Consider the following 11,567-nt stretch of genomic DNA (forward strand, 5'->3'; position numbering starts at 1 on the left):
CGCCGCGCTTTTCGACTCTGTATCTATCGCCTCTTGTCACGCGCAAATGCTGGGGCAACAATGCGGTTTTGCTCACGCCATAGCACCAAGGACGCTGGATGACCACCGAACCCGCCGCACTGCGCCTGACTCCCGAACAGCTCACCGCCCCCATCGATCTCGATAACCTTGGCTTTGCCACCACCGACGACCTGGAACCCTTCCGCGGCATTCTTGGCCAGGAGCGGGCCGTTGAGGCGCTGCAGTTTGGCGTTGCAATGAGCCGGCCCGGTTATAACGTCTTTGTAATGGGCGAGCCGGGCACCGGCCGCTTCTCCTACGTCAAACGCTACCTGCAGGCCGAGGCCAAGCGCCAGATAACCCCGCAAGACTGCGTCTACGTCAACAACTTCGACGAGCCGCGCGAGCCCTGGGTGATCAGCTTGACGCCAGGCTCCGCCGGGCAGTTGATCGAAACCATCGAAACGCTGATCGACAACCTGCTGGCGACTTTTCCTGCGGCCTTTGAGCACCCGGCTTATCAGCAGAAGAAAAATGCCATCGACCGCGCCTTCAATCAGCGCTATGACCGGGCGTTGGATGCGGTCGAGCGGTTGGCGCTGGAAAAGAGCATCGCGCTCTACCGCGACGCGCAAAACATCGCCTTTACGCCGATGAAAGAAGGCAAGGCGCTGGATGAAGCCGAGTTTGCCCAGTTGCCCGAAGAGGAGCGCGACCGCTTTCATGCAGACATCTCTGCCCTGGAAGAAAACCTCAACGAGGAGCTCTCCAGCCTGCCGCAGTGGAAGCGCGAATCCAGCAACCAGCTGCGTGAGCTGAACGAGGAAACCATCACCGACGCGCTGCAGCCACTGCTGGAGCCGCTGCTGGAAGCCTATAGTGGCAACCAGGCGGTGTGCGACTACCTGCAGGCAATGCGTCAGAACCTGCTCAAGACGGTGATTGATCAGCTGGTTGAGGAGCGCGCGCTGGAGAGCCGGCCGGACGCCTACAAGAAGCAGCTGCTGACCGAGCAGTACTGCCCCAGTCTGATCGTTGGCCATGCGACTAATGGCGGTGCGCCCGTGGTGCACGAGCCGCATCCGTCCTACGACAACCTGTTTGGCCGGATCGAATACTCACCGGAGCAGGGCGCGCTGGTCACCAGCTATCGCCACATCCGCTCCGGTGCTCTGCACCGGGCCAACGGCGGCTATCTGCTGCTTGAAGCGGAGAAGCTGCTGAGTGAGCCCTTTGTCTGGGATGCGCTCAAGCGTGCGCTGCACTCACGGCAGCTGAAGATGGAGTCCCCCTGGGCGGACATGGGGCGTCTGGCGACGGTCACTCTGACGCCACAGGTGCTGCCGCTGAACCTCAAGGTCGTGATCATCGGCTCACGGCAGGTCTATTACGCCCTGCAGGACCTGGATCCGGATTTTCAGGAGATGTTTCGCGTGCTGGTCGACTTCGACGAGGACCTGCCGCGCACACCCGACAGTGTCGAGGGCATGGCGCAGTTGCTCAAGACGCGTACCTCGGAGGAGGGGCTGGCACCGCTCAGCGCCGCGGCTGTGGCGCGAGTGCTGACTTACAGTACCCGGCTGGCCGAGCACCAGGCGCGGCTGTCGGCGCGTATCAGTGACATTTTCCAGCTGGTGGCTGAGGCTGATTTTCTGCGTCAGCTGGCCGGTGACCCTTTGACCGATACCGCGCACATCGAGCGCGCCCTGCGGGCCAAGGAAACGCGTACCGGCCGGGTCAGTGCGCGTATTCGTGAGGACATGGTGTCCGGCGTGATCCTGATCGACACCGACGGTGCAGCCGTTGGCAAATGCAACGGCCTGACGGTACTGGAAGTTGGCGACTCGGTGTTTGGCTTGCCAGCGCGAATCAGCGCCACCGTGTATCCGGGCGGCAGCGGTATTGTGGACATTGAACGCGAGGTCAACCTCGGCCAGCCGATTCACTCCAAGGGGGTGATGATTCTCACCGGTTTTCTGGGTAGCCGCTATGCGCAGAAATACCCGCTGGAGATCTCCGCCAGCATTGCGCTGGAGCAGTCCTACGGCTATGTCGATGGCGACAGCGCCTCGCTGGGTGAAGTCTGCACCCTGATCTCTGCGCTCTCTCGCACGCCACTCAAACAGTGCTTTGCCATTACCGGCTCGATCAATCAGTTCGGCGAGGTGCAGGCGGTGGGAGGCGTTAACGAGAAGATCGAGGGCTTCTTCCGCTTGTGCCAGGCCCGTGGCCTGACCGGGGAGCAAGGGGTTATCATTCCGCGCTCCAACGTGCCTAACCTGATGCTGGATGAAGAGGTATTGCAGGCGGTGCGTGCTGGTGAGTTCGCCGTGTATGCCGTGTCCTGCGTTGATCAGGCGCTGGCATTGCTGGCGGGTGCGCCGGCCGGTGAGTTGAACGCCGAGGGTGACTTTACCGAGGGCAGCATCAACGCCCTGGTGGTCGCGCGGTTGGCCGAAATCGCCGAGCGGGATCGCGAAGAGGATGAAGACGGGGAACAGGCCGACGCCGAGGGTAAGTGACAAAAGGCCACTATGTCTCGCGCCGCACCTGCTCTGGTGCGGTTCACGGGGTTCTGTCTACAGGGTTATCCACAGCTTTGGCTGCGCCGCGCTGCTGCGACGGGGCGTCGCGTGGGCGCATTTGTAGCTTGACGCGGGCTTGTTCATCTGAGTTTTGATTGGCTTGCGGTCAAGCCAGAGGCGGCATATGGGCTGGGCTGCAAGCCTGCGAAGAGTAAAAGACGCGGCTGCTGTAACCGTTGTGCAAAAAACGCACTGTTTGCCGAAGTCGCCGAGTTTATAAGGCACAGGGCGGTTTATCAGACCACTGCACACAGACTTATCCACAGATACTGTGCACAACTGCTCTGACCATGAGTTATCTACACGAGGCACTATTGTTTATGGAACGTTTACTGGAAAACATGATGTATTCGGCGCGCTGGATTCTGGCGCCCATCTACTTTGGCCTGTCATTCGCGTTGCTGGCCCTGGCGGTCAAGTTCTTCCAGGAGCTCATTCACCTGGCTCCGCACCTGCTTGAAACCGCCGAGGCTGACCTGATTCTGGTTGTGCTCTCGCTGGTGGACATGGCATTGGTCGGTGGCTTGCTGGTCATGGTCATGATCTCCGGCTACGAGAACTTTGTGTCCCAGCTAGATATCGACGAAGGTAAGGAGAAACTCAGCTGGCTGGGCAAGATGGACTCCGGTTCGCTGAAAATGAAGGTGGCAGCGTCCATCGTTGCCATCTCTTCGATCCACCTGCTGAAGGTATTCATGAACGCGACCAACATCGATAACGACAAGCTGATGTGGTACGTCGTGATTCACCTGACCTTTGTTGTGTCGGCTTTTGCCATGGGCCTGCTGGACAAGCTAGCCAAAGACAAGAGCTACGACTGATTGTCTGTATAATTTTGTTGCTTTTTTGATCGTGGTGTATAGTCTCTGTATAGGTTTTTGGAGGCATAGCCATGACCCTGGAAGAACTGCATAGCGCCGCGCGTGAGGGCCAGCTGCAGCGTTTATCGCTGCTGTCTCAGGAAGGCAGCCTGTATTTGGTTGAGGCCCGCATCGACGGTCATACCGCGCTGCTGTGCGACGAGGGTGTGGCAAAGCCGCGGCACTTCCGCTCGCTGGACGATGCGCGACGGGCGCTCAAGGAATTGGCCTGGCCGAGCATTGATCTGGTACACCTGAATGTTGCCGATGAGGCGTGCGCCGGCGATCCCTTGAGCCCGGCGGCAGCTCAGGGGGCGATGCGGCTGCGTTTGCCACTCCGGCCGTGAGTGTGCGCCGCCTGGTGCTGCTGCTGGGTGATCAACTGGACCCGGAGATCAGCAGCCTGCGTGACGCCGATCCGCAGCGCGATTGCATTCTGTTGGTCGAAGCGGCCGAAGAAGGGCGCTACGTCCCCCATCATCCGCAGAAAATCCTGTTTATCCTCTCGGCCATGCGCCACTTCGCCGGGTATCTGCGCGAGCAGGGTTTTACCGTTGATTACATCACCCTGGATGACCCCGCTAACACCGGTAGCCTGCACGGTGAGCTGGCGCGTGCCCGTGAGCGATACAAGCCAGATAGCATCCTGTTGACCGAGCCGGGGGAGTGGCGGTTGCTGGAGCGCTTTTGTCAGCGTCAGTCCGACTGGCCCGAGCTTGAATTGCGTGCTGATACGCGCTTCTTCTGCAGCAAGGAGCGCTTTGCTCGCTGGGCTGATGGGCGCAAGCAACTACGCATGGAGTATTTCTACCGCGAGATGCGCCGAGAAAGCGGCCTGTTGATGACGCCTGATGGCGAGCCGGAGGGTGGTGCCTGGAATTTTGATGCGGATAACCGCAAAGCGCTGCCGCGTGGTACCAGAGCGCCGGCGCAGGCGCATTTTCCCGCAGACCGCATAACCCGTGACGTCGAGGGGCTGGTGCGTGAACACTTTGGCGGCCACTACGGCGGGCTGGACGGTTTCGACTACCCGGTGACGCATGCAGACGCGGATGCCCTGTGGCAGCATTTTCGTCAGCACGCACTAGCCTGCTTCGGTGATTATCAGGACGCCATGGCGACTGATGAGCACTGGTTGTTCCACGCCCGCATTGCCGCGGCCATGAACATTGGGTTGCTGGACCCAAGGCGCGTCTGTCTGGACGTCCAGGCGGATTGGCAGGCCGGGGCCATTCCGCTGAACGCGGCGGAAGGCTTCATTCGCCAGATTCTGGGGTGGCGAGAGTATGTGCGGGGCATCTACTGGCTGATGATGCCGGAGTATGCCGAGCGTAACGCCTTTGGCAACCAGCGCGCCTTGCCCGAGTTCTACTGGACCGGCCAGACCCGCATGCGCTGCATGCAGCAGGCCATCGGTCAGACCCTCGAACATGCCTACGCTCACCATATTCAGCGGCTGATGGTGACGGGCAATTTTGCCCTGCTGGCGGGGGTTGAACCCACGCAGATCTGTGATTGGTATCTGGCGGTTTATATGGACGCCTTTGACTGGGTAGAGCTGCCCAATACGCTGGGCATGGTGATGCACGCTGACGGCGGGTTTCTTGGCTCCAAGCCCTATTGTGCCAGCGGCCAATATATCAAGCGCATGTCCGACTATTGCACGGGCTGTCGCTACAAGGCCAGCGAGCAGACCGGGGCCAAGGCGTGCCCGTTCAATGCGTTGTACTGGCATTTCATCATGCGCCACCGTGAGCACCTGCGCGGTAACCCGCGCATGGGGCTGGTGTACCGCAATCTGCAGCGCATGCCAGAGGCGAAGCAGCAGGCGTTGTGGGACTGGGGTGAGCACCTGCTGGCGCGGCTGGACGCGGGCGAGGCTTTATGAGGCGCAAGGGCGACTTGCCGCAGAAGGTCTGCGCGGTCTGTGGCCGCCCCTTCAACTGGCGGCGCAAGTGGGCTTTGTGCTGGGATGAGGTGCGATACTGCTCGGAACGCTGCCGACGAACGCGCCGCAATTGATGCTCAGCTGGCGGCCAGCACGATGAATTTGGGCGCCGCTGCCACTTGCTCGACGGTGCCAAAGTAGCGCTTGAGTGTCTGGTGATAGCCCAGATGGCGGTTGCCTACCACCAGCAGTCGGCCGCTCGGGGCGAGCGCGTGGTGGCTCTGGCGAAACAGCCGTCGGGCGATCTGGTCGCCGACCACCTGTTGCTGGTGGAAGGGCGGGTTGCAGAGGATAAGGTCTGCGCTGTTCGTTGTGGCCTCGCTCAGGCCATCGCTGACGACAAAGTGAGCGTTGCGCCCGGGAAAGGCTGCGGCAAAGTTGTCGCGCGCCGAGGCCACCGCCGCCCAGGACTCGTCGATAAAGGTGAGTTGTATGTGCGGATTGCGCTGGGCAGCCAGCAAGCCGAGCGCGCCATTGCCGCAACCCAGATCAACCACCCGGGCTTCGCCCAGGTCGGCAGGAATACAGGGCAGCAGCACGCGGGTGCCGATATCCAGCTTCTCGCGGGAGAACACGCCGGGGCGGTTGCGCAGCTGCAGGTCTGTGCCCTCCAGCGGGTAATGGCTGGTCAGGTCGCGGATGGCAGGCTGCAGGGATGGGTCGTATTGACACTGCAACAGGCGAGCCTTTTTCCAGCCGAGCGAAGCCTGGTAAGGGCCGATGTGCGCAGCCAGCAGGTCTCCGGCGCTGGGCGGCAGGTGCTTGATCATGCTGCCAGCCAGCAGCAGTGCCTGATCAGCCAGCAGCGGACGCAGTCGTTGCAGCTGGTCCTGCAGCAGACTCAGGCTCTTGGGGATACGCAGCAATACCTGCTGATAGCGAGCTGTGGGTGTCTCGGTACTGTTGAAAAACTGCACGGCGTCGCTGCCCAGCCCGTTGGCTGCGAGGTTGCTCTGCAGCGCCCGCCAGCTCATCCAGGAGTCACCCCAGCTGTGCACTGTCTTGCCTGCTGCAGCCAGTGCGCAGGCCAGGGCGCCAAAGCTGTCGTTGATCACCAGCAGTGGCTGGTCGCTCTCTGGCTCTTGCTGCACGCGTTGCAGCAGATACAGGTCGGCAGTATCAAAGGCCTGAAGTGCGGTATCGCGGGTGGCGGGGTAGCGCTGCAATTGCAGCGTGCCATAGGGCGTGGTGCAGGAGAGCATGGCGGGCCAGTGCGTTGAACGGGGGCGGCAGTATAGCATCGAGCGGGGGCGGTGCCCCGCTCCGGGTGGCGGCCCTCAGGCCTGTTTCTGGTCTTTCAGCAGGTCGCGAATCTCGCTCAGCAGTACTTCTTCCTTCGACGGCGCTGGCGGGGCGGCGGGCGCTGCCTCTTCCTTTTTCTTCAGGCTGTTCATCACACGTACGGCAACAAAGATGGCGGCAGCGATGATGATGAAGTCCACCACGCTTTGAATGAACAGGCCGTAGCCAATGGCGACTTCAGCGGCTTCTCCTTCGGCTTCCTTGAGCACGATCGACAGCTCGTTGAAGTTGACGCCACCGATCAGCACGCCCAGTGGCGGCATCACGATGTTGTTGACGAAAGAGGAGACGACCTTGCCAAAGGCGGCGCCGATAATGATACCCACGGCCATGTCGACGACATTGCCGCGCATTGCAAAGGTCTTGAATTCGCTCAGCAGCTTCATGCTTGTAATCCTTGTCTGACGCCCCGTTGGCGTGCCTTGATCATAGCCAGCTGCCGGCGTTCATACCAAGCGTTATATGTCGCGTGCTCAGTGCTCTTTCAGTGCATCAGTCAGGGTCTCGCAGACGATGCGCAGCGCCTGGATGCGCGCGTAGCGTTTGTTCTCTGCTGGAATCAGGTGCCAGGGGGCTTGGCGCGTGGAGCAGTGTTCGACCATGTCGTTCATCGCCTGCGCGTAGTCAGGCCAGCGCTCGCGATTGCGCCAGTCTTCCTCGGTCAACTTGTAGCGCTTGACCGGGGACTCCTCGCGGGCCTTGAAGCGCTTGAGTTGCTCCTCTTCGGTAATCGCCAGCCAGAACTTGATCACCAGGGTGCCTCTATCGCTCAGTTGCTGCTCGAAATCATTGATTTCGCCATAGGCTCGTTGCCAATCGGGGGCTTCGCAGAAGCCCTCGACCCGCTCGACCAGTACCCTGCCGTAGTAGCTGCGGTCGAAGACCACCACGTTGCCCGGTGCCGGAATGCGTCGCCAGAAGCGCCAGAGATAGGGCATGCGGCGCTCTTCGTCGGTGGGTGCGCTGGTGCCGTGTACGCGCAGAATACGCGGGTCCAGGCACTGGGTGATGCGCCGGATAGTGCCGCCCTTGCCGGCCGCGTCGCTGCCCTCGAATACCAGTAGTAGCGAGCGGCGGGCAAAGCGTGGGTGCTGGATCAGCTCGCGCAGTCGCGTCTGCCAGGTTTCCAGCTGCGCTTGGTAGTCATCTTTGTCCAGCGCCAGGCTGTAGTCCAGCTGGCCCAGATAGTCGCGCTGGGCTGGCTGCCAGCCATAGACTGGTCGTGGTGCCGGCTCGCAGGCCAGGCGCTGGCGCATGGCCTCGAGCACGATCTGGCCAATGCGCTGGTCGCGTTCGTGTGGGTCCGCTGCGGGCACGCGAATCCAGGGCGCGCCCTGGGTGGAGGTCAGCTCGGTCATCAGCCGGGCACCTTCGCGTACCTTCTCGTAATCGGCCGCGCTGAAATCGCCCCACTCGCGCATGGCGACGGTCTGCTTCAGCAGGGCCGGGTCGATGCGCTGGTGCTTGCCCTGCTGGTCATCGGTCAGATGCAGCCAGATCTTGACCAGAATGATGCCTTCGTCGTTGAGCAGGCGCTCAAAGCGCAGAACTTGCTGCATCTGGGCGGTAAAGCGAGGAATGCTCATCTGGCCGCGGCTCAGGCGCATCAGTGGCTGGTGGTACCAGGAGCCGAGGTAGAAACCCAGCTCGCCCGTTGGCGGCAGGGTGCGCCAGTAGCGCCAGAGCCTCGGCATGCGGCGCTCCACCCCTTTGGGCAGGGCAAAGGCACGGGTGTTGAGATAGCGGTTGTCGAGCCATTCGTAAAAGCTGTGAATAATCTCGGCCTTGCCGGCAAAGTCGTTACCGCTGATCAGCAGCAGTACCGAGCCATGCTGCAGGGTGCGCAGCTCGAACTGGGCCTCGAGCAGCTCTTCGCGCAGGGCCTCGCGTTCTGCCTTGCGTTTGCGGTGGTGGTCCTTGTCGCTCATGCCGGCACCTTTGACCAGTCAACCTCAGGGATTTGCTCGTAGGCCGGGCGGGCCAGCAGGTAACCTTGGAAAAGGTAGACGCCTATGTCGCGCAGGAAGGTCAGCTCGGCGACGGTCTCAACGCCCTCGGCAATGACCTCGATACTGAGCGCCTGACAGACGCCGAGAATGCCGCGCACGATGGCCTGACGAACCGGATCGCGGTCAATGTTGCGCAGCAGCGCCATATCCAGCTTGATGATGTCGGGCTGAAATTCGGCCAGCAGGTTCAGACCCGAGTACCCAGCACCAAAGTCGTCGATGGCGGTCTTGAAGCCCCGGCGGGTGTATTCGCCGAGAATGCTCTTGAGATGATCGTGATCGGTGACCTGCTCTCCCTCCGTTACCTCGAACAGCAGGCGCTCCGGCGGGAAATTGTAGCGCTTGGCAGCTTCCATTGTGGCGCGGATACAGGTCGCCGGCTCGTAGACGGCGTTGGGCAGAAAATTAATGCTGACGTAGCAGGATAACTGCAGGCGAGCGGCCAGCTCGACGGCCTTAACTCGGCAGGCCTGGTCAAATTGATACCGGTTGTCGTCGGTCACCTGTGCCAGAATGGCGGCGGCGCCGCTGCCGTCGGTGCCGCGTACCAGCGCCTCGCAGGCAAACAGGCTGCGGTTGCGCACATCGACAATCGGCTGAAAGGCCATGCTGAATTCAAAGGGCAGAGCGGGGCGCTCTGTGCACGCACGGCAGGGTGGCGGGGATGGGGATTCGCTCGTCATGGTATCGGATCCTTACGACTGACTCGCTGCCTCTTGTCAGTCTTTATGGGCGACAGTGCACAGTGTTACGTTGCCGCCCGAATTGGCGACAGACCTTAGGTTGCCAGTATGGCACGATGCAAGCAAAGCATGTTGAGACCGATATGGCCAAACAAAAACGCGTATACGGTTGCACCGAGTGCGGTGCGACGTTTTCCAAGTGGGCAGGGCAATGTCCAGAGTGCCAGGCCTGGAACTCGATGGTTGAGACCGTGGTGGACACCACGCCAACGGGCGGTAGTTCGTCACGTTCAAGCAACTGGACCGGCCAGCAGGCGCAGATCAAGACCCTGGCCGAAGTAACCACCGAAGAAACGCCGCGTCAGGCCAGCGGCTCCTCGGAGCTGGACCGGGTGCTGGGCGGTGGTTTGGTAGGCGGTTCTGTGGTGCTGATTGGCGGTGATCCCGGGATCGGCAAGTCCACCATCTTGCTGCAGACCCTGTGCCGTCTGGCCCAGAGCATGCCGGCACTGTATGTCACCGGTGAAGAGTCGCAGCAGCAAGTCGCCATGCGTGCCCGCAGGCTCGGGTTGCCGGAGGACAAGCTGAAGGTGATGACCGAGACCTGCATTGAAAGCATTGTCGCGACTGCGCGGCATGAGCAGCCCAAAGTCATGGTGGTGGACTCGATTCAAACCATTTTTACCGAGCAGCTGCAGTCTGCACCAGGCGGCGTGGCTCAGGTGCGTGAAAGTGCCGCGCTGTTGGTGCGCTATGCCAAGCAAAGCGGTACGGCGATCTTTCTGGTCGGGCATGTGACCAAGGAGGGTTCGCTGGCGGGCCCGCGGGTACTGGAGCACATGGTCGATACCGTGCTGTATTTCGAAGGCGAGGCTGATGGTCGCTACCGCATGCTGCGCGCCGTGAAGAACCGCTTTGGTGCGGTCAACGAGCTGGGCGTGTTTGCCATGACCGACAAGGGTCTGAAGGAGGTCGCCAACCCCTCGGCGATTTTCCTGTCACGCTATGACGCGCCGATTCCGGGTAGCGTGGTGATGGCCACCTGGGAGGGCTCACGCCCCATGCTGGTGGAAGTGCAGGCGCTGGTCGATACCAGCCATTTGGGCAATCCGCGGCGGGTGACCCTTGGCCTGGATCAGAACCGACTGGCCATGCTGCTGGCGGTGTTGCACCGCCACGGTGGCGTGGCGACCTACGACCAGGATGTGTTCGTCAACGTGGTGGGCGGAGTGAAGGTGCTGGAGACTGCCGTTGACTTGGCGTTGCTGGCGGCGGTGATGTCCAGCCTGCGCAACCGGCCTCTGCCGATGGATTTGATGGTGTTCGGCGAGTTGGGCCTCTCGGGCGAAATTCGCCCAGTACCCAGCGGCCAGGAGCGCCTCAAGGAAGCCGCCAAGCACGGCTTCACCCGCGCCATCGTGCCCAAGGCCAATGCGCCTAAGGAGTCACCCAAGGGGATGCAGGTCATCGCGGTGACCCGATTGGATCAGGCGTTGGCGGCGATATTCGAGTAGCAGCGGCCTAGCCGCTGCTACAGCTGCAAGCTGCAAGCTGCAAGCTGCAAGCTACAAGCTACAAGCGAAAAGCGAAAAGCGAAAAGCTGGAGGAAAAGCCCCCGGGGCTAGTCGCTGGGGCAGAGGCTCTCTCAGCTTGTTGAGGCTTGAGGCTTGAGGCTTGCAGCTGCGGCGCTCGCCGCCGCCTACAGCAACGCCCCCAACTCACGCTCCAGCAGTGCCTCATCACCCAGGTTGAGGGCGATGAGGCGGCGCAGGTGGCTGATGGAGTCGAGATCGATGTGTTGGCATTCGAACCCCAATAGGCCTTCCTCGGCGTGGGCGAGGGTGACCTCCATGCGAATCTGGTTGGCGCCGGCCAGCTCGATGAGGGCGATAAAGGGCGCGCGCGAGCGCTGCGCATCCCACTCATCGGGTTCCAGCAGCAATAGGCCCCGCAGAGAAACATCCACCAGTTGCACGGTAATGCACCAGTCATCCTGCTGCAGCAAGGTATGCCCGTCGAAGGGGACGCGGCTGAAGCGGCGGCGATCATCGTGCATGGTCGGCTCCTGTCACTGGGACGGCTATTCGAAAGCGCGGATCAAGTCCACATGCGACCTGGCGGCCAGGCAGGCCGCGGACGTGTTGTGTTGGCCTGCTTGAGCTCGTCCGGAGGGCGTGCGG

Annotated in this window: 11 protein-coding genes; 6 read left to right on the forward strand and 5 right to left on the reverse strand. The window is 61.6% G+C overall.

Annotated elements, in window-relative coordinates; all coding sequences use genetic code 11:
* Positions 1-98 precede the first annotated feature (98 nt).
* The 5 genes from ASB58_RS02140 to ASB58_RS02160 all read left to right on the forward strand — a co-directional run bounded on the left by ASB58_RS02140 (position 99) and on the right by ASB58_RS02160 (position 5,467).
* The gene (locus ASB58_RS02140) at positions 99-2,522 is read left to right on the forward strand and encodes an ATP-binding protein (RefSeq protein ID WP_118129186.1); all 2,424 of its coding nucleotides are present in this window, start codon (positions 99-101) and stop codon (positions 2,520-2,522) included.
* Positions 2,523-2,905: 383 nt separating this feature from the next.
* The gene (locus ASB58_RS02145) at positions 2,906-3,406 is read left to right on the forward strand and encodes a TIGR00645 family protein (RefSeq protein ID WP_096003358.1); all 501 of its coding nucleotides are present in this window, start codon (positions 2,906-2,908) and stop codon (positions 3,404-3,406) included.
* 71 nt (positions 3,407-3,477) lie between these two features.
* Entirely contained in the window at positions 3,478-3,792 is a 315-nt protein-coding gene (locus ASB58_RS02150) for a DUF6482 family protein (protein ID WP_118129187.1), read from the forward strand.
* Positions 3,789-5,333: a cryptochrome/photolyase family protein gene (locus tag ASB58_RS02155; protein WP_118129188.1), complete on the forward strand. Its 1,545-nt coding sequence runs from the start codon at positions 3,789-3,791 to the stop codon at positions 5,331-5,333. The genes ASB58_RS02150 and ASB58_RS02155 overlap by 4 nt, the downstream gene beginning before the upstream one ends.
* Entirely contained in the window at positions 5,330-5,467 is a 138-nt protein-coding gene (locus ASB58_RS02160; RefSeq protein WP_118129189.1) for a DUF2256 domain-containing protein, read from the forward strand. Before ASB58_RS02155 ends, ASB58_RS02160 begins: the two co-directional genes overlap by 4 nt.
* A 3-nt stretch (positions 5,468-5,470) precedes the next feature.
* Here ASB58_RS02160 and ASB58_RS02165 read toward each other — a convergent pair whose 3' ends face one another.
* The 4 genes from ASB58_RS02165 to ASB58_RS02180 all read right to left on the reverse strand — a co-directional run bounded on the left by ASB58_RS02165 (position 5,471) and on the right by ASB58_RS02180 (position 9,387).
* A complete protein-coding gene (locus ASB58_RS02165) occupies positions 5,471-6,595 on the reverse strand; it encodes a methyltransferase (RefSeq protein ID WP_118129190.1) in 1,125 nt (374 codons plus the stop codon).
* A 75-nt stretch (positions 6,596-6,670) separates the two neighbouring features.
* On the reverse strand, positions 6,671-7,081 hold the full coding sequence (gene mscL, locus ASB58_RS02170; RefSeq protein ID WP_096003363.1) for a large-conductance mechanosensitive channel protein MscL: 411 nt from the start codon (positions 7,079-7,081) through the stop codon (positions 6,671-6,673).
* 87 nt (positions 7,082-7,168) lie between these two features.
* Entirely contained in the window at positions 7,169-8,623 is a 1,455-nt protein-coding gene (gene pap / locus ASB58_RS02175; protein ID WP_118129191.1) for a polyphosphate:AMP phosphotransferase, read from the reverse strand.
* Positions 8,620-9,387: an EAL domain-containing protein gene (locus tag ASB58_RS02180; RefSeq protein ID WP_202974579.1), complete on the reverse strand. Its 768-nt coding sequence runs from the start codon at positions 9,385-9,387 to the stop codon at positions 8,620-8,622. Before ASB58_RS02180 ends, pap begins: the two co-directional genes overlap by 4 nt.
* Before the next feature lie 143 nt (positions 9,388-9,530).
* Here ASB58_RS02180 and radA point away from each other — a divergent pair, with 143 nt between their 5' ends.
* Entirely contained in the window at positions 9,531-10,901 is a 1,371-nt protein-coding gene (gene radA / locus ASB58_RS02185; RefSeq protein ID WP_096003366.1) for a DNA repair protein RadA, read from the forward strand.
* 185 nt (positions 10,902-11,086) lie between these two features.
* On the opposite strand, the gene ASB58_RS02190 is transcribed toward radA, so the two are convergent.
* Positions 11,087-11,443, reverse strand: a complete 357-nt coding sequence (locus ASB58_RS02190; protein WP_118129193.1) for a PilZ domain-containing protein — start codon at positions 11,441-11,443, stop codon at positions 11,087-11,089.
* Between the last annotated feature and the right edge of the window lie 124 nt (positions 11,444-11,567).

This window comes from Pseudomonas abyssi (assembly GCF_003444685.1).
In the GTDB taxonomy this organism is placed as follows: Bacteria; Pseudomonadota; Gammaproteobacteria; order Pseudomonadales; family Pseudomonadaceae; genus Halopseudomonas; species Halopseudomonas abyssi.

Bases quoted from the DNA above. Each gene is read 5' to 3' on its own strand.
- ASB58_RS02190 (WP_118129193.1), bottom strand. From the start codon at position 11,443: ATGCACGATGATCGCCGCCGCTTCAGCCGCGTCCCCTTCGACGGGCAT.
- ASB58_RS02160 (WP_118129189.1), top strand. From the start codon at position 5,330: ATGAGGCGCAAGGGCGACTTGCCGCAGAAGGTCTGCGCGGTCTGTGGC.
- radA (WP_096003366.1), top strand. From the start codon at position 9,531: ATGGCCAAACAAAAACGCGTATACGGTTGCACCGAGTGCGGTGCGACG.
- ASB58_RS02180 (WP_202974579.1), bottom strand. From the start codon at position 9,387: ATGACGAGCGAATCCCCATCCCCGCCACCCTGCCGTGCGTGCACAGAG.
- mscL (WP_096003363.1), bottom strand. From the start codon at position 7,081: ATGAAGCTGCTGAGCGAATTCAAGACCTTTGCAATGCGCGGCAATGTC.
- ASB58_RS02150 (WP_118129187.1), top strand. From the start codon at position 3,478: ATGACCCTGGAAGAACTGCATAGCGCCGCGCGTGAGGGCCAGCTGCAG.
- ASB58_RS02140 (WP_118129186.1), top strand. From the start codon at position 99: ATGACCACCGAACCCGCCGCACTGCGCCTGACTCCCGAACAGCTCACC.
- ASB58_RS02165 (WP_118129190.1), bottom strand. From the start codon at position 6,595: ATGCTCTCCTGCACCACGCCCTATGGCACGCTGCAATTGCAGCGCTAC.
- ASB58_RS02145 (WP_096003358.1), top strand. From the start codon at position 2,906: ATGGAACGTTTACTGGAAAACATGATGTATTCGGCGCGCTGGATTCTG.
- pap (WP_118129191.1), bottom strand. From the start codon at position 8,623: ATGAGCGACAAGGACCACCACCGCAAACGCAAGGCAGAACGCGAGGCC.